Source organism: Burkholderia sp. BCC1998, from assembly GCF_905339875.1.
Classification (GTDB): Bacteria; Pseudomonadota; Gammaproteobacteria; order Burkholderiales; family Burkholderiaceae; genus Burkholderia.
Map to the genome: position 1 here is coordinate 1 of NZ_CAJPHE010000040.1, position 24,032 is coordinate 24,032.

Here is a 24,032-nt window from a genome sequence, read left to right on the forward strand (position 1 = left end):
ACTCGCGTTTATCTATTCGGCCTATAGCGATCCGATCGAAGCGGGATCTGGCCGCGTGATGTAGTTGCACGCTTCCGTCCCAATTAGTGGCGCGGCATGATGTCTGCCGGAAGTCCCGACGGGTTTGGGGAAGCGACGGATGATCGTTTGCGCCATGCTGATTGGCTGCGCGAGCTGCGGGAAGACGTTGCATCGAGGGTAGCTATCAGTCTGGTATGCCTCAAGTGTGATAGTGCAGGTTAAACTCCGCGCCGCTTCGGATGACTGCCCATGCAATGTGTACGAGTTTGTTTGTCTGCGCGCAGACCGCAATGTGCGCATGTCGGTGTTCGGCAAGTTGGATTAGCAGGTGCTGGATCGGATCGTTGGGATGCTTGTCTTTCCGTACTCACAGCGCGCGGGCGCCCTGCACGAATAGGCGACGCAGATAACTGCTTTGTAATACCTAGCAAGCGAGGCTTGCCGCCGGTTGTATGCTGTCGTGGCACCAGCTCTACCCGGACGGCGAGATCGCGTGCCCGCCGGACCGTTGATGCATTGCCGACTGCTGAGACGATGGCGGTCGACAGCAAGACACCGACACCTGGAATCGTTTGAAGGCGTCGGCAAAGGTCACTCTCGCGTGAGAGATATTTGAGCCGATCGTTCATCTGTTCAATGGTTGATTCCGTGCGGTTCCACATGTCGAGTAGCATGCGCCCAAGATCGCGCATCATGGGAGTTAAGCCGGAGTCTTACTTCTCGAGCAGAGAGGGCAGCACGGTGCGAAGCGCGTAGAACCCATGTGCAATCTCGATATCGCGATCTAGCAGCAGTCCGCGCATCTGGGTGATCAATGCCAGGCATTGCTGGAGCAGGCGTTCGCGGGCGCGATGCAGCGCCCGGACATCCATCTGTTCCTCTGACTTGAGCGGCACAAACCGCATCGTCGGAAGTCGGACAGCTTCGGTAATAGCCAGAGCGTCGTTAAAGTCATTCTTCTGCGATTAGACGAACGGCTTGACGTACTGTGCTGGCAGAAGATTGACGTCGTGCTCGAAGCCCTGAAATTTGCGGGTCAGAATCTGCGAGCCACAGCATGTTTCGATGCCGACAACGCACGGTGGATGTTGTGCCATAAGCTGCAGGAGTTGATTGCCCCCAACTTCTTGCGCAGCACCGCTTTGCCAGCAGCGTCGCAGCCGACGACGTGGAACCAGCGCTTGCCGGAATCGATTCCTAACGTGACCGGGTTCATAGCAGCCTCCACGGGTGGTAGCGCCACTACAATAGAAGAAGCGGGTGGACCATACCATTAGTCGCTGACGCGCTGTTTGATGGTCGACGCTTGCGCACGCTCACGATCGTGCACAACTATACGCTGGAATGTCTGGCGATTGAAGTCGACGGCTCGTTGCGTTGCGAGCACGTTGTCGCCGCGCTGACTCGGCTTGCGCATCATCGTCCGCTTCCACGCTATATCAAGGCAGACTATGGCAGCGAGTTCATTTCGAAGGCGCTCGACAAATGGGCGTACGGGAGCGGCGTGGAGATTGACTTCTTGCGCCCTGGCTAGCCGATCGACAACGCGAAGAATGAATCATTCAGTGGACGCTTTCGGGAGGAATGCCTCAACGCACATTGGTTCTTGTCGCTTGAAGACGTCAGACGCAAAATCGAGGTCAGGCGTGAGTACTATAACGAGGCGCGCCCTCACTCTGCGCTGCAGTGGATGACACCGGCGGAATTCGCCCGCCAGTGCACCGATCGGGCCGGTTCGGCTCGCCTCGAAGAGCCGGAGCTTTCCAGCTAAGACTGCGACAGAAATTGGGCTAGCTTCACTGCGCGCGGGCTTGTACCAATGGCCTGGTAAGTCGCTTACGCACGGGCCACTGCGCGAAACACCGCAACTGCTCGCCAATAAGCGAAGCTTCGCCCCGGTCGTCTTAGATCACTTGCCGCCCGATAGCTGCATAAACATCAGGCTTCGTTTTCTTCAGTCGCCAGCCATAGATTGAACCGATTATCATCGTTCCAAAAACGAAGCCCAGCAGGATTGCCGCAACTTTCACGTTCCCCGCAAGGACTTCCATGTTCGTCGTTGCAAACCAACCTACCGCGGCGAGAAGCAGGAAGCTCACGATCGGCGCAACTCTCGTTTTCCAGAAGTTCTCTCTATGCGTGCTGCGCGCGAAAAATAACGATACTGCCAACGACGTAAGCACGAGGAGCAATAGTAAGCAGTATCCGCCGACACCAACCAAAATTCCATATCCTTCGTACGGAGCAACGCCGGTCTCGATCGCACCAACCACGAGAAACAGCATGACAAGCGTGACCAAGACAGACGCACGATACGGTGATCCATGTCGTCCGTGGACCGCAGCAAGGCGACGTGGAAATGTACCGTCAATTCCGAGACAATAGATGTATCGTGACAAAATGTTATGCAATGCGAGAACGGCCGCGAAAATGCTCGAGCATAGAAGAACGTTCACCGTGACTGATCCCGCCTTGCCAAGGTACATCCCGATGGAATCGAGCGTGATCGTCGATGCGTCTGCAGTCGCCTTTGCCATCGCTGCTTCCGGACCATACGAACAAATGAGCACGTATGCGGCCGACGTGAACAATAGCGCCATGACCACGATCGCGATATATGTTGCTCGTGTGGTTGTAATCGCGGGATCGCGTGCTTCTTCCCGAAAAACCGCCGTGGCCTCGAAGCCGGCAAAGCAGGTCACGCCAAGAAGCATTGCAATCCCGAGAGAGCCGGACATTACGGTGGCGGGGGTTAGCCAAGCAGGCGAGAGAGCGGATGGCCCTTGAGTAACGCCGACTACAACTTCCCAGATGAAAACGAGCAACACCTCACACGCCAATGCGAAAGTAAGAAGCCGCGCCGAGAACGTGATTCTCAGATATCCAAACACCGCTATCACGGCGAGCAAAATGAGCGCGTAACCCCACCAAACAAGCGGCTCCGCGTTGAAAAGCTGCTTAACGAGGGCCGAGTACGAGAAACCAGCGTATAGGTACATACCGACCAACATGAATCCGTAGGCAAGTATAGCCATCAACGCGCTGCCGAATCCAAGCGGACGGCCAAGGCCTGCCGTGATGTAGGCATAAAATGCGCCTGCATTCGGGACGTGTCTCGACATCGTCGTAAAACCGACCGCGAAGACAAGCATGAGCAGGCCGGCAGTCAAGAATGCCACGGGAGTGCCCAGCCCGTTTCCGAGGGACATCGACAAACCGATAAAGCCGGTCACAACAGTCAGCGGTGCGTTGTAGGCCAACACCGTGAAGACAATGTCAAACGTCCCAAGCTGTCCGGAGAGCGTGACCGGACAATCATTCGCCTCAGTCTTTCGCACGCCTGGCGTCGTGGTTCCGCCTTCACCATCGAGTAACGTTTCCATTCGTTTCCATGCTCCTGTAATTCACCGAAGTAGTACTCGTGCGTCGAACAATCACGGCGCGTGCGTGTAAGAGACGTCAAACCTAGGCGCGCGCGACTCAGATCGTGGCGCTCCCTAGTCGCGGGCAACAGCAGCACGGGTTCACCGGAGTCCACTCGCTCACTGCCGTCTTAATGTACTCAATGGTCAAACTAAAAGATCACGGAGTACCTGACGCAGGAGAACTCTACGATGGCGAATATTTTCGTTCAAGTGGTTTTGCGGCTTCGCGAGTTGCTTCCCCTCCAACGCTATGCAGAAGGGCGAGGGAGGCGTGACAGTAGTTTCCCTACTCCTGCCACGCGCATCCTGTAACTCCACGGGCCGCCGATTTGATCCGGGATCCGGCTGGTCGATTCCCGACACGGTCGATCATCACTGATGGCAGGCACGACAAGGCAGCGACCGCCCCGCCGAAAGACGTATTCACATCAGCAGATCCTCAAAGCTACAGCCAGCAATCAGAAACCGTCTCAAATTGGCGTGCCTGCAAGCGCTCATCGCGCGATGGAGGCGCGGACACCGCAGCCAGTTGGTGGTTGACAAACCGGGCGGTTTGGATATCATACTTATCATTCAAAAAAAGGCGGTGATGGTATAAGTGGGAAGCAGACGGGAGGCTGACGTTTGCTCCCCAGGCTCCGCTCGGGGAAGACAACTAACGACAGGTCACGAAGACAGCGCTTGCGGGCGTGTCCGCTTGTCATGGCGCTGCTGGCGCATCGACGACGCGTGAGGGTTCCAGGCAACTGTGAGTTTCATGTAGCAACTGATCGAAGAATCGTCCGGATTCAATCGCTCCTCACCGTTGTCAGTCATGCCAATTCTGCGCTCTTTTGCACGTGAATACGGCGTGCGTGTGTTCGATATGTGCTAACAACGGCGCACCCGACGGGGTTGACGCATCCTTGGGTGTTTTCAGAGAATCTTAGGAGAAAATTTGATGTCTAGCCTTTTTCAGCCGTTGCCACTGGGTTCGATCGTCGCACCGAACAGGGTGGTTATGGCACCCATGACGCGCGGTCGCGCGAGTCGATACCATGTTCCGACAGCGATCATGTCCGACTATTATCGCCAGCGCGCATCGGCTGGACTGATCATTGCAGAGGCGACGGGTATTTCTCAACAAGGCCTAGGGTGGCCTTATGCACCCGGTATTTGGTCAGACGAGCAGGTGGCTGCCTGGAAGCCGGTCACGGAGGCAGTGCACGAAGCCGGCGGACGCATAGTGGTCCAACTCTGGCACATGGGGCGTGCTGTCCACAGCAGCGTGACAGGCGAACAGCCAGTGTCAGCCAGCGCTACCGCTGCACCAGGCATGGTACACACCTATCAAGGAAAGAGAACATATGAGTTGGCGCGGCCATTGAACATCGAACAGATCCAGGGCGTAATTGCAGATTACGTTCGCGCGGCACGAAACGCAATTGTTGCCGGCTTCGACGGTGTGCAAATTCACGCGGCAAACGGATACTTGATAGACCAATTTCTACGTGATGGCAGCAACCGTCGCGATGACAAGTACGGTGGTTCGATCGAGAACCGAGTTCGGCTTCTCGAGGAAGTGACACAAGCAGTCGTTGAGGCGGTAGGCGCTGATCGAGTCTCTGTGCGCCTCTCCCCAAACGGGGACTCTCAAGGTGTTGACGATAGCGATCCAGCCGCACTGTTTCAAGCAGTAGCAATGATCTTGCAAGACATCGGTGTTGCCTTCCTCGAACTGCGGGAGCCCGGCCCCATGGGGACATATGGCAGCACGGACGTACCCCGGCAGTCTCCACTGATTCGCAAGCATTTTTCCGGACCACTTATCCTCAATAGTGACTACGACATTCAGAAAGCCCGCGAGGATGTTGCATCTGGCTTGGCAGACGGAATAAGTTTCGGTCGCCCGTTCCTGGCTAATCCGGACTTGCCGAAGCGCCTGCAACTAGGCAGCCGTCTGAATGAACCACTAATGGAGACCTGGTTTAGTCAAGGGCCGGCTGGATATCTCGATTACCCATGCCTAGATGACGCTCCGACTGGCCAGGGAAATTGATGAATTGCGAGGCGTTCAAAAGGATTCTCATTATCGACGCGCCCGGAAAAGGGGGGGGCGGCCGTGAAACTTAAATGGGCACACACCGGTCTAGTCTTACTGTGTCCAAATCAGCATTGGACGCTGAACAAAACGGACATCGCTTGAGCCGGCGCGCGATGTATGCGGCGATACGTCAGCGCCGCGTGGTGATGGAATCAGCCACGTGGCGCTGCGCGCTGGTGACCCGCGTCGGACGTAATCCGAGGGTAAGGCAAATGGGGCGCGGATCGCAGATTTTTTTCATTGTCATCTTGAATGAGGCGTTGAGCACCAAGAAACCCAGCGATGCATGGTGATGGAGTCCATGTCAGCCACGTCCTTCGAAGTGCCCAAGACCGAACGCTAGCTTGAGATCCTGATAGTCCCGCTCGATTTCCCAGCGCATCTTGGCGACGTGAACCAGTCGTTCGAGCGTCGTGTCTGGGGGGAATAGTCGAAAGCCAGTATTTGAGTGGCTCTGCGTCACCTTCGGGCCATTTGTTCAGCAGCCAGTCCTCATCTCACAGGAAAGTACCAGTAATCTCGATGTGAAGTACGCACGCGCACGGCGGCAAAGCGCGAACTGCGTGAGGCGCACGAATCTTCGCGTCATATCACGTTGTGATAGCGTGAGGCATCGAGCGTAGAGGCCAGATCGTTGACTCCGATCTGGCTCATGTCCCCGTGCGCGCCGTAACAAATTGCGTGGCCGGCCCGACGTCCCTCCAACTGGCTCGGGCGGTATAGGAGCCGTGCCCGGCACCTATACACGCGTGTTTGAGAGCATGCCCACCACATACTGCAGCCCGAACTTGCTAATAGCCGCGCGAAACGAGGTGTCGTCTCCATAGTCCTCATCGGCCAACACTATACCGTCGGGTGCGCCGCTTTGCCGTGCTTCGCGCAACTACCCCGCCGCAATCTGCGGTATGGTTGCGAACTCGATTTCCTCTGGCACGCCGGCTTTCTGTCGTCGCACGGGATCGTCGCTCCATTCACGCGGCAGATACAGTCGATATGACACCGGTAGGCTTGCGTCTTCCGTCGCCATCGACAGGCTCACCGCAACCTTGCAGTTGTCCAGCTTGCCCAGCTGACCGCAGTACTGCCGCGCAACGCCGACCGAATGCGTTCCCTTCTGGGGGAATCCCGTGTCATCAATCATTCAGTATTGGGTACAATCCGCCAGCCGGGGCCGTGTGCGGCAGCACTCAGCGCCGCGCCTGCTCGGGCAGCACCGGGTCGGACCATTCACTTCGCCACGGGATGTTGCAGCGACTGGTGTCGCGCTCACATGCTTCGGTTCAGGATGTGCCGCCAGCGGCTCAACGCTCTTGCGCCGAATTGGCAGCATCAGCCATTGGCAATAGCCTCTCAATCCTGACTCGCGCGGTCGCTATGCCCAAGCGTTTCATACAAATGGCTTCTATCATATACAGACTGCAGGAGTTCACTACTGCGATGGCGACGGTGCAATTCACCGATGACTTCGCCAGTAGCAATGTCCAGCACGGCAAACAGAGTGGTGGTGCTGTGGCTCAGGTAGTTGTGAGTACGACGCTCGGGAATGCCGGGCGGCAACGGCAGTATGGGTTGCATACGATCCAGTGCCTCGATCTCGCTCTTGTCGTCAACTCACAGCACCATCGCCTTCAACGGCGGACGAAGTACAGGCCAACGATGTCGCGAACATAGGATCACTCGAAAGTTCGCAGGTTTGCTGCCGGTGCGGTTGCAGGCCGACAGACCGTCAAATTCGCGACACCGCAGTCTGTGAGAGACTCATCTCCTGAGCCATCGTGCGCCGACTTCAATGCGTAGCTTCCGCCAGTACGACCTCCATCGTCTTCGCGATCACGGCATCGACACGTGCGTGTTCGTCGATCTGGGCGCACCCGGACACGGCCCGTTGAACAGGCCGTCGAGGCGGTGCGTCACGTAGCGCGCACCCACTCTGAGACAGTTTGCTCAGTAATCCGCAGTTCTGCCGCGACCGTCTTGTTGGCGGTCCCTGGCGCAGGCCAGTACGACCCGCGCCGGCAATGGCAGCGCCTGCGCCACCTTAGACGCAGCTTGTTACTGGCGAGTACTGGCGGGTGCGGGCAGCGCGTTGGTGTTTTCCCTGGAACGGATCAGGACAATGTCGTCGGCGTGGTCGACCTCACGGCGGCCGCGTCGGTGCGGAGGCATCCAGAGTCAGGAAACAAAACAATTTTGACGTTTAGCGTCCTCAGGTGCATACTGACTGGTAGGTCATATTTTAAGTCTCACGGGTCAATTCTATCAATGTAGAGGAGAGCGACATGAGCATGCTTCAAACCAAGTATTTGTTCGTTTGACGAACGAACATCTGGTGTTGCCCGCTGAGTGGGATTGGAGAACGCTAGATCAGCACAGAGGGCCAAGAAAAGCAGCAGCTATTCCTTGGGTATAGCGCTGTGTCCGGAGATACTCGTTATCTCCATCTAAAACCGAACCGGAGCTAGGGATTATGCGGGTAGTCGATATTGATGGTAAAAAGATTTTGGAAGGAAAAGTCGCAATCATTACTGGGGGCGGGCGTGGAATGGGCAAGGAAATTGCGTCGACCTTTTCAAAAGCTGGTGCGGACGTGGCGGTGTGTGATCTTTCCTTGGCAAATTTAACCGAAATTGAGGAGGAGGTAAAATCCAACGGTGGTAGGTGCCTATCGATCGAGGCCGATATCAGCAAGAAAGATCAAGTAGAAAAAATGATGGCAGAGGTGTACGCCAATTTTGGAAAAATTGACATATTGGTCAACAATGCTGGCGTCTGCATCTCAAGCTCCTTACTCGACACTTCCGTGGAGGAGTGGGAGACTAATATGAGCGTCAATTTAAAAGGATCATTTCTTTGCCTTCAGGCTGCCGCGAAATATATGATTCAGCAGCGATACGGTAAGATCGTCAATATTTCTTCCATTTGTGGAAGGGGTGCAGTGAGCGAAGGCGTGGCCTATAGCGCCTCTAAGGCGGGAGTCATTCAGATGACCTGTAACGCAGCGGCCGAGCTCGGTAAGTATGATATCAATGTCAATAGCATCGCACCTGGTTTTGTTGCAACCCCACTCGTGAGAGAGGGTAAGACACCGGATGAATATGCAGCAATGATAAAGGAATTCAGTAAGCCCACGGTGTTGGGTAAGACTGGATTGCCGAAAGATATTGCGAACGCAGCGCTTTTCTTGGTATCTGAAGAGTCCGCATATATTAGCGGGCAAACGATTCCTGTCGATGGTGGAAGAACCAATCGTATGTAAAGCGCAGAAGTGAAAAATTCTATTTGGACGAGTGAGAAAGATCTATGGACTTCTTGACTACGATGTTAAAGGGCAAAGTCGCCCTCGTCACGGGGGGCAGTACGGGCATCGGCCGCACAATCGCTCTCGAGCTCGCTGAGGCAGGAGCGGACGTTGCGATCACCAGCCGGAATAACATCGCGCTTCAGGAAACGGTCGCAAGCATTGGCTCTTTAGGTGTGCGCGCATTGGGTGTTGCTGCGGATGTGTCGAAGAAGAGTGAAGTCGACCGCATGTATGAGTCTGTCATCGCTGAGCTTACGAAGATCGATATCTTGGTCAACTGCGCCGGCGGGAGCGCCCGGGAGCGGTCTTCCCTGTTTTGTGATTCCACTGAGGAGATCTGGGATGAGATTATCGGCCGGAATTACAAGGGCGTTCTGAACGTCACTCACGCGGTTATCGGTAAAATGATTTCACAGCGCGCCGGGCGAATAATTAATATTTCTTCGCTGGACGGGGTGATCGGAGCAGCTGGGCGAGCTGACTATTCCGGAGCGAAAGCGGCAGTAATTGGCTTTAGCAGTGCGTTGGCAAAGGAAGTCGCCCCGCATAAGATTACCGTAAATTGCATTTCACCGGGGCCCATCGTAAGCGGCTACGACGAGGCGATGCTATCCAGTAATTCATCGGAAGCGGCGAAATGGGCTCGTCAGATGAGCGCGGTGACGGGCTTTGGCTATGGCAGCAAGACCGATATTTCTTCTATGGCCCTATTCTTGGCGTCGGACGGGGCGGGTTTTATCAGTGGTCAGAATTTTTCGATTTGCGGATTGGCTAACATGAATCCGGCTTGGTAAATTGCTTTGCGCCTCTTGCAATGATCCAGGTATCGGGGCATCCCGATCCTGGTATACTGCGTGGGTCATCGTATTTAAATAATGCTAGGGGCTGTTCAGGGTTGCCCGAATCGGCCTGATCGGCGCACTGGCGAGCGAATTCCGCCGGTATTATCCACTGCAGCGCGGACGGAGGACGCGCCTCGTTATAGTACTTGTGCCAGACCTCGATTTTCCGTCTGGCGCCCTCGATGGACGAGCTTGTCGACCAAACCGTGAAGATCCGCTACATGTTTGGTGACCGGGGTGGCGTTCCACTCGTTTTTCGAATGCCCATAGAACAGTGAGCAGTAACGCTGCGCAACACTAGTAGAGCTTGGAATCATGGTTCGCGCACCTGCCTGGCATGATCGTGATATGTCCGCAATGCCACAGGACAGCTACACGAAGCTTACGGATGCTCTATGGGTCGAGGTCCCGGTTGTGTGGATACAACTGTACGTTGCATGTCCGGTACGGAATGACATGTTTGCTGCGCGTACGATCGCTTGTCGGCCTCGGCGCAGTGGTACATGGCGCCCGTTTGGAGTGCAACGTCCTGATCGGGACGAACGTCGGCGTGATGGACAACACGGTAATCGGTGAGTTGGCCATCATGACAGCTTGTGTGTGCGTCAAATTGCGAATGCAGGTACCGGCAGGAACCCTAGTCATGGGTGTACCGGCCCGCATCGTCTGAGTACTGACCGACGCCGAACTGCGTGAGAAGATCGAAGCGACGAACCGGTACTGCGAACTCGCGGCGTCGAGTTGGCAACGGTACGCTGAATCGATACGCCGATCGGAAGAGCAGGCGGTGGCTGAGCCAAGCGAGCTTGCCGGAGTTCGACCGAGCCAAGGATGGTAGCGAACGGAATACAGATGCTGAGAAATTTCGCGATCGGATTTTCGGCCAGATGTCTCACTCATTCTGTTTGCGCCACCCAATCGCTCGCCGATGACATTCGCGGCCTGACGCGCGAGATCGTGGCCGTGCTTCTTGGCAAGCAGCAAAAGTCTCTGCGGGAGCTGAACGTACCGAGCATCATCCTTGCAGAAGAGTTGTCCGCGCCTAATCTTGCTCGCGCGAACCTTGCCAATATCATCAGTTGCTATATGAACGCGTCCCGTTTGCAACAGTTTTCTTGTGTTTCGACAGACAGGATGGCTGCAGCTCTATATCCGGCCTTGTTGCAGCCGTCGTGCCGCTGCGCTATTGCGTGCCGCTGCCCACGGAAACATCTGCGTGATGCTGTCCATGGTCGACGATGTAGACGAGGTTCGCCGCACGAAGGCGATCATCGAGCAGCATCGCTGCGGAACTGACCGAAGCGGGGTGCCGTTTGCGGTTCCGAAGCTCGGCATCATGATCGAGACGCCGGCTGCGGTTCTCACTGCCGATCTGCTGGCGCAGGAAGTCGAGTTCTTCTCGATCGGCGCCAACGACCTTACGCAATACATAATGGCCGTCGATCGCATGAATCCCAGCCTTGCCTCGCTCTACAGGACCGAGCACCCGGCTGTCATTCAGGCGATCAAGATGGTATGCGACGCGGCGAAGCGGGCGCACATCAGTATCGGCGTATGCGGTGACGCCGCGTCTCGGCCGGACATGATTCCAGTATTCGTGAACCTCGGGGTCGACGAACTCAGTATGAGCCCCAACTCGATATTGCGTGCTAGGAAGCTCGTCACCGGAATTTGAGGTGCGGACGCGAATACGACATGGTCGTGTAGCGGCCGTTCACCAAGTCCGCAATAGCCAGCGATTCAAGATTGCGGCTGCATTGGGGACGTATCGGGCGTATTTACCAGTCCGGTACGTCGCCCATCGTTGTCCGGCCGTGTGAGCCTGCCGACATCGGTGGCCCCACCACCGAACATATGACTTCAGCCATTGGGCCGTGAGTCCTGCAAGCGTTAGAGTCAGCGTCCGACTCGTGAGGCTTGAAGAGAACCTTGCCTTTTACTAGTACCCGCAGGTCCAGCAGCCATCGGCGAAAATCCCAACGCGTGCAGGATCTATCAAGTGACAGATAATTCGACGGTCGCTGGGTCGGGCATGGGCAGTACTATCTGCTGGCGAATACACGCTTGCGCCTGATTGCGGCGGCGAGTTCATTCTGTCGAGCTTCGCGGAGTATAAGAAGCAAGGCGACTCCATGGCTGGTGCTGCCGATGTCATCGTGGCTGCCCTCTGAACAATGGGCCAATGATTCACAGGCTTTGGCCGCCCGACCTTCCGCTACATCGATCCGCGCGCGCAAAAGCTGAAGGCGATCGCGACTCTGAGCCGCTGTTTGGGGGAAATATGTGGCTGGTATGAGGCCATCCACGCGTCTTTCATCAAGCAGGCAAACAAGCCCGGTCTCGTCATCAACGAGATAAAGATGATGGCGGCAATTCTGGCGGAGATGCAATTTACTCGCGCTGAGATGACAGGATCGGAACTTGTATCAACGATGCCGGGAGTCATTGCCCACCTTTCAGAGGAGATCACGAGGCGGATTCGCATTCGAGGTGCCGCAGACGCATCGTATTTCCGAGAACGTAAGAGTCTGCTGGCGGTTTTGGCGGCCGCAGGTTGGCCGTCGTAGACATGTCTGGATCGTCCTCCAAGGTACCGGGCACATGTATGCTTGGGCGCCTCCGTGAATCGAATACTCACGGAGGCGTCTCGCTGGCATTACATGTTCGGGTAGTTCGGCCCGCCACCGCCTTCCGGCGTGACCCACACGATGTTCTGCGTCGGGTCCTTGATGTCGCAGGTCTTGCAGTGCACGCAGTTCTGCGCGTTGATCACCAGGCGATCGCTGCCGTCGTCGTTCTTCACGAACTCGTACACGGCCGCCGGGCAGAAGCGACCCTCGGGGCCCGCGTAGGTACGCAGGTTCACGTTCACCGGCACGCTCGCGTCCTTCAGCGTCAGGTGCGCCGGCTGGTTCTCCTCATGGTTCGTGTTCGAGATGAACACCGACGACAGCCGGTCGAACGTCAGCTTGCCGTCCGGCTTCGGATACTCGATCGGCGTGCATTGCGATGCCGGCTTCAGCATCTCGTGGTCCGCATGCTTGTGATGCAGCGTCCACGGCACGTTGCCGCCCATCACTTTCTGCTCGAGCCCGACCATCAGCGTGCCGAGGTACAGGCCCTTCGCCATCCACTGCTTGAAGTTGCGTGCGCGGTACAGCTCCGTGTACAGCCACGATTGCTTGAAGGCGTCCGGGTAAGCGTTGAGCTCATCCGACTGACGGGCGGCCTGCACCGCATCGAACGCGGCATCGGCTGCCAGCATCCCGGTCTTGATCGCCGCATGGCTGCCCTTGATCCGCGACGCGTTCAGGAAGCCCGCGTCGTCACCGATCAGCGCGCCGCCCGGGAATACCGTCTTCGGCAGCGACAGCAGGCCGCCCGCCGTGATCGCACGCGCGCCGTACGACACGCGCTTGCCGCCTTCGAGGAACGCGCGGATCGACGGGTGCGTCTTGTAGCGCTGGAATTCCTCGAACGGCGACAGGTACGGGTTCGTGTAGCCGAGGCCGACCACGAAGCCGACCACGACCTGGTTGTTGTCCATGTGATACAGGAACGAGCCACCGTACGTGTCCGACTTCAGCGGCCAGCCGGCCGTGTGGATCACGAGGCCCGGCTTGTGCTTGGCCGGATCGATTTCCCACAGTTCCTTGATGCCGATCCCGTACGCTTGCGGATCGGCGTTCGCGTCGAGCTTGAACGTCGAGATCAGCTGGCGGCCGAGGTGGCCGCGGCAGCCTTCGGCGAACAGCGTGTACTTCGCGTGCAGCTCCATGCCGAGCTGGAAGTTCTCGGTCGGCTCGCCGTCCTTGCCCACGCCCATGTTGCCGGTGGCGACGCCCTTCACCGAGCCGTCGTCGTTGTACAGAATCTCGGCGGCCGGGAAGCCGGGGAAGATCTCCACGCCCAGCGCTTCGGCCTGCTGGCCGAGCCAGCGCGTGACGTTGCCCAGCGAGATCACGTAGTTGCCGTGGTTCTGGAAGTTGGCGGGCAGCGCCCAGTTCGGCGTCGTGACCGCGCTGTTCTCGGACAGGAACAGGAAGCGGTCTTCCGTCACCTCGACATCGAGCGGCGCGCCGCGTTCCTTCCAGTCGGGGAACAGTTCGGTGATCGCGCGCGGGTCCATCACCGCGCCCGACAGGATGTGCGCGCCGATCTCGGAACCCTTCTCGAGCACGCACACGCCGATCTCGGTGCCTTTCTCGGCGGCCAGCTGCTTGAGCCGGATCGCGGCCGACAGCCCGGCGGGGCCGCCGCCGACGATCACGACGTCGTATTCCATCGATTCGCGTTCTTGGGTCAGGATTTCGGCGTCAACTGCCATAAATCGACAACTCCGTTAATGAGTAAGGTTTCCAGAAGGGCAACTCGCTGCAAGAGGTGTGCGTGCGACCATACCCTCTGGGCAGACTTTTTCTCTTTAATGCAATGCCTTGACCAGCTCAGGTACTACCTCGAACAAATCGCCAACCAGACCATAATCGGCGACGCTGAAAATAGGTGCATCAGCATCCTTGTTGATCGCAACAATAACGTGGGAGTCTTTCATGCCCGCGAGATGTTGAATCGCCCCGGAGATGCCGACTGCAATGTACAGGCGAGGTGCAACAATTTTCCCCGTTTGCCCGACCTGATAGATATTTGAGGCATAGCCAGCGTCGACCGCTGCGCGTGATGCACCGACTGCTGCGTTCAGCGTGTCGGCGAGCGGCGTAAGCACGGACTCAAAGTTTTCCTTGGCAGCGAGTCCGCGGCCTCCGGCCACAACTACGGTGGCGGTTGTGAGTTCTGGCCGCTCAAGCTTGGCCATTTCCCGCGAGACGAACTGAATGCGCTCAGCCGCAGCAGCGGGAGAAATCGGCTCGACTGCAGCGTTCCCGCCGTCGTCCGATGCTGCATCGAACGCCGTAGATCGAACCGTGATCACCTTGATTGGATCAAACGACTGCACTGTTGCGATCGCATTGCCAGCATAGATGGGGCGCTGGAACGTGTCAGCCGAATCGACGGCAGTAATGTCGCTAATTTGCGCAACATCGAGCTTTGCTGCGATGCGCGGCAAAACGTTCTTTCCGTAGGCGGTTGCGGGCGCAAGGACATGAGTGTAATTCGTCGCGATGTTGAGTACCGTCGCCTCTACGTTTTCGGCCAAGCCATCCGCTAAGTGCGGTGCGTCCGCCAGAAGCACTTTGCTGATGCCCGCGATCTTTGCGGCTGCGTTTGCTGCGGCATGTGCGTTGTGACCTGCCACCAACAAATGGATGTCACCACCAATCTTTTGCGCTGCCCCAATCGTATTCAGGGTCGCCGCCTTGATTGAGGCGCTGTCGTGTTCCGCAATTACCAGAATCGTCATTTCATCAATCTCCGCATTCTCTCAAAGCACTTTGGCTTCAGTCTTGAGCTTTGCCACCAGTGTGGCGACGTCCGGGACTTTTTCACCAGCTGCGCGCTTCGCCGGCTCAGAGACTCGGAGTGTTTTAAGGCGAGGCTTGACGTCCACACGCAATTCGTCCGGCGTCGTTACTGCGAGAGGTTTTTTCTTCGCTTTCATGATATTCGGCAGCGTGACGTAGCGTGGCTCATTCAAGCGAAGATCCGTCGTCACGACGGCCGGAAGCGTTAGGGCGAGTGTTTCGGCACCTCCATCGACCTCGCGAGAGACAGTTGCTTTTCCATCGGCGATGACGATTTTTGAGGCGAATGTTGCCTGCGGCATGCTGGCAAGCGCCGCGAGCATCTGACCAGTCTGATTGGAGTCGTCATCAATCGCTTGTTTGCCAACAATGACGAGACCAGGCTTCTCTTCTTCAACAAGGGAATGCAGGAGCTTCGCGACGGCGAGCGGTTGAAGTTCGTGCTGAGTTTCCACGAGAATGGCGCGATCGGCTCCCATGGCTAATGCGGTTCGTAGTGTCTCTTGACCTTGGGCGACGCCGCACGAGACGACGATAACTTCGCTTGCCGCCCCAGATTCCTGCAGGCGTACCGCCTCTTCAACTGCAATTTCATCAAAGGGATTCATCGACATCTTGGCTGTTGCAATGTCAACCCCTGTATTGTCAGACTTGACTCTAACCGAGACGTTATAGTCGACCACGCGTTTAACTGCCACCAGTACCTTCATCTTGACCTCCGATGCATCGATGATTTGGGGGGGACCCGATGTCCACGTTTCGTTATCAGCGGTGGGCAGTTGTTCGCCCACGATACGGCTGGTCCTGGCTCTCCCGGCGTCCGGTTGCCGAGTACCCCTCGGTTGCCTGAAGGCCTCGGAAGCCCGAAACCCTTGTGCCACGCTGGACGTGGGTTCGTTGACGGCGCTTGAAAAACTGCTGATAATAAAAAACTGACCGCCTAGTATATATCGCGGAAATTGCGATACGCAAGGACAGCGTTCGGGCTCGCCGATTTGGTCGAGAGCTGTTGTTCGGCTGCTCGAGCCGTGGACCCGTTGTCTTGCGAGAGTCGCGAGAGTTTTGATCGTTGGTGGGACCTGAATTTTTTTGACATCGCGGCAGGATGGTGCATACTGACCGAGAGGTCAAATTATTATATCTATGGGTCGTATTTTTGTGCGTGAACGTCCCGTGCGCGATAGTCGTGCTGGTGCCCGAGCGGGCGCGTAGGGGATATCCCTAGTGTGTAAAGGCGAAACTGAGGCGGGAGCCTGCTGGCCGACGAAAGTGTGATTGGTCGGCCTATTCGGATGGAGAGACAAATGCATATTGTAGTAACACTAAAGCAGGTCCATGACCCCAGCACTCCGGCAGAGCGTCTGGTACTTGGGCCTGACGGGAAGTCACTTGCGAATCCGGCTGGCGTAAGCGACGTGGCCAACGGTTACGACGTCAACGCCGTTGAAGAAGCGCTCAAGATTCGTGAGGCGATCGGCGGCTCAGTCACAGTACTGGGTGTCGGGAGCGAGGCGCTTAAGGCTCATCTCCGCCGTGCAATCGCGATGGGCGCGGACAAAGCGATTCATGTTGAAGGGACGGGCGGCATCGACTCTGATCCTGCCGTGGTTGCGACGTTACTCTGGGCGGCAATTCGGACGCTTCAACCGGTGGACCTCGTTTTGTGCGGCCGGCAATCATCTGACACCGATAATGGGCAGGTTCTGTTTCGTCTCGCGGAGCAGCTCGGCCTGAGCGCAGTGTCGCCTGTCAAGCGACTGGTTGAAGTAACGGCAGCGGGAGTTCATGTTGAGCGGTTGACCGATGACGGCGTCCAGCACGTTCGATCGGCTTTGCCGACTTTGCTGGGTATTTCGAATGAGGCCAACAAACCCCGCTCGCCATCGCTAAAAGGGGTCATGAGCTCGAAGAAAGCGGAGATTCCAACACTTAAGCCCGCTGATCTTGGCGTTGAATTGCCTGCGCCGAGCATGGTGCTGCGTCGAATCTATTTTCCAGAGGTCGGCGCAGTGCACGCGGAAATTGTTTCAGCGGGGGATGGCGCGGCAGCGGGTAGGGCTCTCGCAGATCGATTGCACGAAGAAGGAGTGATCTGATGGCTGGCGTTCTGTTTTTTGGTTCCGCTGCGAATGGGGTACTGCTCGCGGGCACGCAAGAGGTTGTCGCGGCGGCGCGACAACTCTCACAGGTTCTCGATACATCGGTGGCGGGGGCAATTGTTGGCAGCGGAATTGAGAAGGTTGCGACTCAACTAAGCGAGATGGCTGGTTCGGACATCTATTGTGTGGATGACGTACGACTGACGCCTTATCTTAGCGATGCGTACGTCGCCTCGGCTAAAGCTATCATCGATGCGGTGTCGCCGGACTTTGTTCTGTTCCAGCAGTCCTCCGAAACCAACGAGTGGGTTCCTAGATTGGCCGCGCGACTGGATGCTGCTCTCGTTACATCGTGCACTGCCATTGCAGTTGACAAGGGCGAAATCGTGGCGACGAAGTCGGTAAGCGGTGGAGCTGCAAGGGCGGAGTACCTATTTAACCGGCCGTTGCGTATGGCGATACTTGCTCCAGGTGGCAATGAGCCGATTGAGCAGTCCGGTGTTGCGGGCGCCATTCACAGGATCGACGCGCCGGAAATCAATACTCTGGCTGAGGTTCTAGAGGAGATTGCTGACCCCATTGGGGTCGGTCCGCAACTGAAGACTGCGCGGGTTGTTGTTTCGGGCGGCCTTGGCATTGGCAGCAAGGAAAACTGGAAGTTGATTGATGACGCGGCAGCTGCATTGGGTGCTGGAGTAGGTGGCAGCCGAGCTGTAGTGGAACTTGGCTGGATTCCACCTTCCAAGCAAGTTGGTTTCAGCGGCGTAAAAATTCGCCCGGATGTCTACTTCGCCGTCGGAATTTCTGGCGCAGTGCATCACCTGGCTGGCATTTCAGGGGTCAAGACCGTTGTCGCGATCAATAACGATCCGGATGCGAATATCTACCGAGTGGCCCGTTTCGGTGTCGTCGGGGATGTGAAGGACGTTTTGCCTGCGTTCGTGGAACGAGTAAAAGAACTGCGTTCGGAAAATTTGTAAGTGTGACTATGGAAACGACATCTAAGCGCGTGATTGTTATTGGTGGCGGCACAGCGGGTTGCGCGGCGGCTCTTGAAGCCGCAAGCGCAGGGATGCAGGTGACGCTCTTCGATGAGCATCCTCAAGAAGTATCGGCTATGAGCCTCGATGCGCCGTATTTCTACGGTGCGCGGCTTCCGTCAGTTCTGGCCGATCAGGGGCTAATTGCAGAGCGGGTTTTGGGTTCCAACGAACCTCTGATGCTGTGTCTCGAGGGCGGAGTCGACGTCATCACCGGGACCGCAGTTTGGGGAAGCTTTCGGCCGAGCAGAAACAATACTTATCAGAAGGTAAATCAGATTGGCGTTGCGGATGCCGAGCGCAGTTCGTTGCTCGATTACGATTATCTGATTGTTGCGCCGGGAACTCGTGACCTCATCCTGTCATTCCCGGGCTGGAACTTGCCGGGCGTTCTCGGCGCCAATGGAGCAAGCGCTCTGCTGTCGCGTTACGAAGCACTTGGCGGCGGGAAGATTGTGATTCTCGGCAGTGGCAACCTTGGCCTGCGAACAGCGCAGTTGGCGCTCTCGAAGGGGGTATCCGTCGCGGCTATTGTTGAGGTCATGCCTGACGTACAAGGCGACCCCCAATTGGCTGAGAACCTCAAGAACGCAGGCGTCGCGTTTCATCTCTCGACGGCCGTCCGCCGCGCAATCGGTGAAACCGAGGTCAATGGAGTTGAACTCGTTCGTGTAGACGAAATGCGTCAACCCATCGATGGAAGCGCGATCGAGATTCCGTGCGACACCATTTGTATGGCATTTGGTGCGATTCCGAACATCGAATTCGCCTCGGTCACCGGCTGTAAGACCGAATTTCGACGCGAGCTCGGAGGGTGGGTGCCTGTTGTAAGTGCCAACATGCAAACGAGTGTTCCGAACGTGTTCGTAGTGGGCGACGGCGCAGGATTGACGGAAACTATGTTGCTTGATCAGGCCGAGGCAGAAGCACAGGGGCGGCGAGCAGCACGCTACATCGCGGCGAACGTGGGTAGTGGCGACGCATTGCCGGTCGATGCAGAGCGGCGCATCGAGTGTCAGGGAACGGCTGCCAACTATCCGCCGACCGAGTGGCTGGACGCATTTGTGCGTGTCCAGGGGCTGGATGTTATGGTGTGTCAATGCGAGGAAGTATCACGTCAGGAATTGCTGAATGTGAGTCCTCCGGGTTACCTCAAAGCACAAAATCGGGTGCCGTGTGGTGGTCTCGAAGGCCTTTCGGAGATCGGTCAGTCTAGCCAAGATCTGGTGAAGCGGCTGACCCGCGTCGGGATGGGACATTGCCAAGGAAAGCGCTGCCGCGATCAGTCTTCCATGCTGCTTGCGAACGCGGCCGGAAAGGCCCTTGAAGAAATCACCCCAGGGTCTTATCGCTGTCCGTTACGCCCCATTCCTCTGCAAATCATCGCTGACTATGACGAGACTGAAGAGATGCGCGCCGGTTGGCTGTACTGGCCTGCTCCGCCGTCCGATCACCAATGATATGAACCGAGTCTGGTTGGTCGATGCAGCAACGATCGAGGCGAATGAATATGCAGAGGAGTCTCATGGAAACCGCTGATGTAGCTGTTGTAGGTGCTGGAGTTGTAGGGCTTTCGACTGCATACTGGCTCGCGAAAGCCGGAGCGAAAGTCGTTGTATTGGACAAGGGTAAAGCTGCTTGGGAGGCGTCGGGCCGTGCCAGTGGGTATTTGAGCCTTCGCGGCGAAACGCCCATCGAAGCGCGAGTTGCCGCGGAAGCGGAGCGGATTTGGAATACCTTGGATGACGAACTCGGGTACGTGACTGAGTGGTGCCCGAACGGTCGTCTGTGGGCTGCATTTCCGTATGAATGGGAAGATATGCAGGCCACATATGCTGCATTCTCTAAGACTGACTTTCCTTTCCGCCTGGTTGATGGAAAGGAAGCGCGGGAACTGCTACCCTATTTGAGCGAATCGGTCGTTGGCGGGATCCATACGACTCATGGTGGGCATGCCAATCCGCAACGCACGGCTCAGGCGTTTGCTTGGGCAGGACGTGATCGCGGTGTGACGATTCTGGAGAATTCGCCTGTATTGTCGATCATGACGTCGGGCGGTGCAATTTCGGGGATCAAAACGCCGAGCGGAGAAATCTCAACCCCGCGTATCGTCAACTGCGCTGGCCCGCAGGCAGGTTTGATTGCGGAGATGGTCGGCGGATATGTACCTGTCGCTGCAGCCAGACTTGAAGCGATGGTCTCGGCACCGTTGCCCCCTATGTTCACTTTCGCAATGATTGGGAACGGCGTATCGGTTCGCCAGACTCATCGTGGAAACCTGCATTTCAACGGTGGACCACACGAGTGGATCGATGTTGATCTGACATCGGAGCCCGAGAAGCCGACGACGCCGATCCTCCGCAATGCGGCTAGAAGAGTAGCGGAGCTGCTACCCTCGGCAGCAAATGTCCCGCTGCTGCGCTGCTGGGGTGGTGTGATCGACCTCACGCCCGACCATTCCATCGTCCTTGATAAGGTGGACGGACCGGAAGGTATGTTCGTGGCAGTAACATCTGGTCATGGCTTTGGTCTGTCGCCTGCTATCGGAAAGGCAATGGCGGAGCTGACGTTGACAGGAGAGAGCAGCATTCCAATCAAGGAACTTGGTTTGTCGCGATTCGCAGGATTGCCGAAGGATTGGCGTAAGCAATATAAATGGGACGCGGGGAACTACAATACCTGATAGCAATGTGCATGGCGGCCAAGCATCGAGTCTTGGCCGTTTTCGTTTTGCGCCCGGTAGGTTTAGCCGACAGATGTTGCAACTATCCAGGGTGCAAAGCTCGCATCAATGCCGTCCTGCTTTGGCAGGTGCACGTTCCTTGCAACCCATGTGCATCGGTTGGAAGTGTCGAGTTGGTGGGGCGTTCGAGCACGCCCCTAACAACGACGGTCCGGTCTGTATAATCGGCGACGGAGTGAGGGGTTGCCTCCGCTACGCAGACCGGTCAACCTCGCTTGATCGTGGGCTGGTAGCCGAAGCTCGCCACCTTCCGATTTCATCCAACCGTCTTCCGCGCAGAGATCCACCCGCCTATGTTAAGAGATGCAGCTCGAGTCCGCAGGCCACCGGAAGAGATCGCTACGCGTTCTTCAGAGCAGCACGCGGTACCGTGGCACTCGGCGATGTTCTCACCCATAAGCGGTTTGTCAGGAACCGCGAGCATCGTTGCGCGGCTGCGAATTGCAATTGATTTGGGTTTCTTGGAAGACGGGGAGCTATTGCCGAAGGAAGCCGCACTGGCGGGCCAGTTGCGAGTTAGTGCTTTTTCGTTGCGTGAGGCTTTGGCGGAATTGCGGGCCGAGGGATTAGTTGAGACGCGTCCAGGCCGAGGTGGGGGTACGGTGGTGCGTCGACGCTCGACCGCCGTGCATCAGAATGCCCTCCGCTTACTCTGCAACATGTCCTCAGTTTCGCTGAGAGACCTTGCAGATTGGCGCGGTATGTTGCTTTCAGAGTGTGCAGGATTGGCGGCGCGTCGATCGTCGAGCGCAAATCGCCGCCGCCTACTCGACTATGCCAGGAGCATTAACAGCGGCCAAACGCTGAGCGATGCAAGCAGGGCGCACGCTAGATTTGACGTCGAGCTTGCGTCTGCCGCGCAGTCGGTCCGCTTGAGCGCGGCACTCCTGGAAATTTATGAGAAGTACACTTGGCTGTTCGGACTTGCTCACGAAGATGGCGCATATAGAGCCGAGGCCCAGCGGACGCTGCAGCGGATAACGGAAGCACTTGAAGCGCGCGACGAACAGGAGGCGACTTCGCTAGCGAGAGCTCACGCGTCCCAAACGTTTGACTATCTTGTTCGTCTTCGCCTGCAGGCTATTGCGGAGCAAGCGGTTTAGAAAATGGCCACGAAAATCTCTGATTTGAAAGACACGTTCGTTGGCATAGCCGGCCAAATCGGCTCGGTGCTCGACGAAACATTTGTCCAGTTGGAGGCACTCGCCGAAGGTTATCGCGAGGATCTTATGCCGTTGCTAGATGCGTCTGGAGCGATCGGGACAACGGATCTTCAGCATGGTAAGCAGCGAATGGTCCGTGCGCTTGGTAGCTCACACCCGATCGTCTCCAGCATGGGAGTCGTCATTGACGTCGGCGTGATCGAGGGTCTACCCCATTGGGTCGAATGTATCGAACGCGACGTGGAGGGAGCGATCTATACGACGAAAAACGGGGTTGTTCCTTGGCGCGGCGCGTTTTACGACTATCTCAATGCGGACTGGGTGAGCCTGCCTCGAGAGGGGCGTCGTCGAGTTGCTGTAGGGCCATATGTAGATCTTGATCGTTATCTGTTGACGCTGGCTTGTCCAATCCGGATAAACGACCGATTTATCGGCGTGGTGGCGGGCGACTTCCTTCTCGATGACTTCGAGAGGATGCTTGCGCCGCTTTTGAGTAAAGCAGTCGTCGACTGCGGCGTATTCAACGATGAGCATCGCGTGTTGGTATCAAACAGCGCTACGTTTCCAGTCGGCGAGCTCGTATCCACGACGAGGTTGAAGCGGAAGCGGTTCCCGTGTGGCGACGTGGGTTGGTATGTCGGAACTGCATAGAGCAACGATTGACGATCGTTGAATTCGGAAAAAGTATACCTAATGCCGCTTAGTTAAAGACCTGAACGGCATATATGTTTTTAGGATTGGAGTTGTAAAGCGTCGAACCTCCAACGCCATATAGACACTACCGTATCGATATAGGCGCCGCGTGCACGCGACTGAGTCGCGACGACACGCTACGTTTCACAACTATCCAAGAAGACCATTACAGCATCGCGTGATCGAAGAACGCGCTTGTTTGCCCGGTAGTCCTCACAGTCCCTGGTGGCCAATGTATGAACTCGGCCCCTGACGGCTTCGATACGTCGAAGCCCAATCCAACGATGCTGCGAAGGAAGCCGCGTCTCCTCGACGACGTATACCGCGTTGGCGAATGTTCTCAACGCATTCCGCTTCGTCCAGACACAGCCAGATCAGTGCCGTAAAGTCGGTACAGATCTCATTGACGAGCGAGCCGTAAGTTCCCTCAATCACCCAGAGGTCAGCTTTCGCGGCATCTCGCAGCAGCTGTGCGGCCTCGTTGCGCTCGTGAGCTGCGTTGGCGTGATCCGTGTCGCCGCGATACGGCCCGGCGTAGCCGGCACGCGTCAGCCTGCAGCACGCCGGCGCAGCGAGCGAGATGCCGCTGCGGATGCTCTCCGCGGCGATCAGGCGTGTAGGCGAACCAGACCGCCGGCGCTTCGTCGGAGCCACTCGGCCGATCAATGCGCACGTGGACCCACAGACGTCCTGTCTTCGTGCGGCCGTTGACGAATCACGCGGAAGCGCGCCCGTACGTATTCGAGTTGCTCAGCGATGTCTTCGCCCAGCGGCTTGAGCCGCCCACCGCAATCAGGGCAGTCAGCGGCACCGGGCAAGTGGATTCGCTCTTCACGCTCTAGGTGATCGGGCAACGGCTTGCGGCTCGCACCGTCGCGACGCGGCTGTTTCGTGAGTGGCCGCAACATCGGCGGCGCCTTCGTCGACCTGCAGGCCCTCAAGCCGCAGTTCAAGCTGCTCGATCTGGCAATCCAACTTTTCCGATTTCCGGCCGAACTGCATGCGGCGCGTTTTTCGATTGTGAGCTTCAGGTGCTCGATCTCAAGCACCCGCGTTGAGAGCCACTGTCGCAGATTTTTTCCTGTTGACCTTGAATACTGAAGAGTATAGTTTACATACCGAATGGTCTGTGTCTAACGCGATAGCGCTGACGCAAGCAATACATGGTTCCAGAGAACGTAGACGCGGATCGCCGAATCTGG

18 protein-coding genes and 5 pseudogenes are annotated in these 24,032 nt (G+C 57.0%); 11 read left to right on the top strand and 12 right to left on the bottom strand.

Translation table 11 applies throughout. The features are described from left to right. Positions 1 to 239: 239 nt before the first annotated feature. The 3 genes from U5A56_RS37275 to U5A56_RS35710 all read right to left on the bottom strand — a co-directional run bounded on the left by U5A56_RS37275 (position 240) and on the right by U5A56_RS35710 (position 1,237). A complete protein-coding gene (locus U5A56_RS37275; protein ID WP_415749258.1) occupies positions 240 to 716 on the bottom strand; it encodes a transposase in 477 nt (158 codons plus the stop codon). An 18-nt stretch (positions 717 to 734) separates the two neighbouring features. After that, on the bottom strand, positions 735 to 926 hold the full coding sequence (locus tag U5A56_RS35705; RefSeq protein WP_257776058.1) for a hypothetical protein: 192 nt from the start codon (positions 924 to 926) through the stop codon (positions 735 to 737). 131 nt (positions 927 to 1,057) lie between these two features. Further along, positions 1,058 to 1,237, bottom strand: a complete 180-nt coding sequence (locus tag U5A56_RS35710; protein ID WP_257776057.1) for a hypothetical protein — start codon at positions 1,235 to 1,237, stop codon at positions 1,058 to 1,060. 45 nt (positions 1,238 to 1,282) lie between these two features. On the opposite strand from U5A56_RS35710, the pseudogene U5A56_RS35715 reads away from it, so the two are divergent. Continuing rightward, a pseudogene (locus tag U5A56_RS35715) lies at positions 1,283 to 1,792 on the top strand (integrase core domain-containing protein); the annotation flags it as partial. Positions 1,793 to 1,925: 133 nt separating this feature from the next. Here the strand turns inward: U5A56_RS35715 and U5A56_RS35720 are convergent. Next, complete coding sequence (locus U5A56_RS35720; protein WP_257776056.1) at positions 1,926 to 3,404, bottom strand: APC family permease; 1,479 nt, start codon at positions 3,402 to 3,404, stop codon at positions 1,926 to 1,928. 982 nt (positions 3,405 to 4,386) lie between these two features. On the opposite strand from U5A56_RS35720, the gene U5A56_RS35725 reads away from it, so the two are divergent. Next, on the top strand, positions 4,387 to 5,484 hold the full coding sequence (locus U5A56_RS35725; protein ID WP_257776055.1) for an alkene reductase: 1,098 nt from the start codon (positions 4,387 to 4,389) through the stop codon (positions 5,482 to 5,484). Between the two features lie 110 nt (positions 5,485 to 5,594). Here U5A56_RS35725 and U5A56_RS35730 read toward each other — a convergent pair. Both U5A56_RS35730 and U5A56_RS37280 read right to left on the bottom strand, forming a co-directional pair. Continuing rightward, positions 5,595 to 6,951 (bottom strand): annotated as a pseudogene (locus tag U5A56_RS35730) (IS701 family transposase). Next, a pseudogene (locus U5A56_RS37280) lies at positions 6,946 to 7,566 on the bottom strand (helix-turn-helix domain-containing protein); the annotation flags it as partial. The pseudogenes U5A56_RS37280 and U5A56_RS35730, both read right to left, overlap by 6 nt. Positions 7,567 to 7,996: 430 nt before the next feature. Here U5A56_RS37280 and U5A56_RS35735 point away from each other — a divergent pair. Beyond that, positions 7,997 to 8,785 (top strand): SDR family NAD(P)-dependent oxidoreductase, encoded by a 789-nt coding sequence (locus U5A56_RS35735; protein WP_257776054.1) that lies wholly within the window; start codon positions 7,997 to 7,999, stop codon positions 8,783 to 8,785. 44 nt (positions 8,786 to 8,829) lie between these two features. Further along, entirely contained in the window at positions 8,830 to 9,624 is a 795-nt protein-coding gene (locus U5A56_RS35740) for an SDR family NAD(P)-dependent oxidoreductase (RefSeq protein WP_257776053.1), read from the top strand. A gap of 88 nt (positions 9,625 to 9,712) precedes the next feature. On the opposite strand, the pseudogene U5A56_RS35745 reads toward U5A56_RS35740, so the two are convergent. Beyond that, positions 9,713 to 9,859, bottom strand: a pseudogene (locus U5A56_RS35745) (IS3 family transposase); the annotation flags it as partial. A gap of 930 nt (positions 9,860 to 10,789) precedes the next feature. Here U5A56_RS35745 and U5A56_RS35750 point away from each other — a divergent pair. Beyond that, a complete protein-coding gene (locus tag U5A56_RS35750; protein WP_257776052.1) occupies positions 10,790 to 11,347 on the top strand; it encodes a putative PEP-binding protein in 558 nt (185 codons plus the stop codon). 981 nt (positions 11,348 to 12,328) lie between these two features. Here U5A56_RS35750 and U5A56_RS35755 read toward each other — a convergent pair. The 3 genes from U5A56_RS35755 to U5A56_RS35765 form a co-directional block, all read right to left on the bottom strand. Beyond that, positions 12,329 to 13,999 carry an electron transfer flavoprotein-ubiquinone oxidoreductase gene (locus U5A56_RS35755; RefSeq protein WP_321927189.1) on the bottom strand — a complete coding sequence of 557 codons (1,671 nt, stop codon included), beginning with the start codon at positions 13,997 to 13,999 and terminating at the stop codon, positions 12,329 to 12,331. A gap of 96 nt (positions 14,000 to 14,095) precedes the next feature. Beyond that, on the bottom strand, positions 14,096 to 15,031 hold the full coding sequence (locus U5A56_RS35760; RefSeq protein WP_257776089.1) for an electron transfer flavoprotein subunit alpha/FixB family protein: 936 nt from the start codon (positions 15,029 to 15,031) through the stop codon (positions 14,096 to 14,098). 21 nt (positions 15,032 to 15,052) lie between these two features. Beyond that, positions 15,053 to 15,802 (bottom strand): electron transfer flavoprotein subunit beta/FixA family protein, encoded by a 750-nt coding sequence (locus tag U5A56_RS35765; RefSeq protein WP_257776095.1) that lies wholly within the window; start codon positions 15,800 to 15,802, stop codon positions 15,053 to 15,055. A gap of 594 nt (positions 15,803 to 16,396) precedes the next feature. Here U5A56_RS35765 and U5A56_RS35770 point away from each other — a divergent pair. From U5A56_RS35770 to U5A56_RS35795, 6 genes are all read left to right on the top strand, one after another. Beyond that, positions 16,397 to 17,188 (top strand): electron transfer flavoprotein subunit beta/FixA family protein, encoded by a 792-nt coding sequence (locus U5A56_RS35770; RefSeq protein WP_257776090.1) that lies wholly within the window; start codon positions 16,397 to 16,399, stop codon positions 17,186 to 17,188. Beyond that, positions 17,188 to 18,171: an electron transfer flavoprotein subunit alpha/FixB family protein gene (locus U5A56_RS35775; protein ID WP_257776091.1), complete on the top strand. Its 984-nt coding sequence runs from the start codon at positions 17,188 to 17,190 to the stop codon at positions 18,169 to 18,171. The genes U5A56_RS35770 and U5A56_RS35775 overlap by 1 nt, the downstream gene beginning before the upstream one ends. Positions 18,172 to 18,179: 8 nt before the next feature. Next, on the top strand, positions 18,180 to 19,691 hold the full coding sequence (locus U5A56_RS35780; protein ID WP_257776092.1) for an FAD-dependent oxidoreductase: 1,512 nt from the start codon (positions 18,180 to 18,182) through the stop codon (positions 19,689 to 19,691). A 65-nt stretch (positions 19,692 to 19,756) separates the two neighbouring features. Next, positions 19,757 to 20,914, top strand: coding sequence for an NAD(P)/FAD-dependent oxidoreductase (locus U5A56_RS35785; RefSeq protein ID WP_124665573.1), 1,158 nt, complete (start codon positions 19,757 to 19,759; stop codon positions 20,912 to 20,914). 443 nt (positions 20,915 to 21,357) lie between these two features. After that, the gene (locus tag U5A56_RS35790; RefSeq protein WP_257776093.1) at positions 21,358 to 22,077 is read left to right on the top strand and encodes a FadR/GntR family transcriptional regulator; all 720 of its coding nucleotides are present in this window, start codon (positions 21,358 to 21,360) and stop codon (positions 22,075 to 22,077) included. A 3-nt stretch (positions 22,078 to 22,080) separates the two neighbouring features. Beyond that, positions 22,081 to 22,788 carry a cache domain-containing protein gene (locus U5A56_RS35795; RefSeq protein ID WP_257776094.1) on the top strand — a complete coding sequence of 236 codons (708 nt, stop codon included), beginning with the start codon at positions 22,081 to 22,083 and terminating at the stop codon, positions 22,786 to 22,788. Positions 22,789 to 23,043: 255 nt separating this feature from the next. Here U5A56_RS35795 and U5A56_RS37285 read toward each other — a convergent pair whose 3' ends face one another. Together U5A56_RS37285 and U5A56_RS35800 are read right to left on the bottom strand one after the other, a co-directional pair. Continuing rightward, positions 23,044 to 23,484, bottom strand: coding sequence for a hypothetical protein (locus U5A56_RS37285; protein WP_374692808.1), 441 nt, complete (start codon positions 23,482 to 23,484; stop codon positions 23,044 to 23,046). Beyond that, a pseudogene (locus U5A56_RS35800) lies at positions 23,375 to 23,954 on the bottom strand (IS66 family transposase); the annotation flags it as partial. The pseudogene U5A56_RS35800 and the gene U5A56_RS37285, both read right to left, overlap by 110 nt. Positions 23,955 to 24,032: the final 78 nt, after the last annotated feature.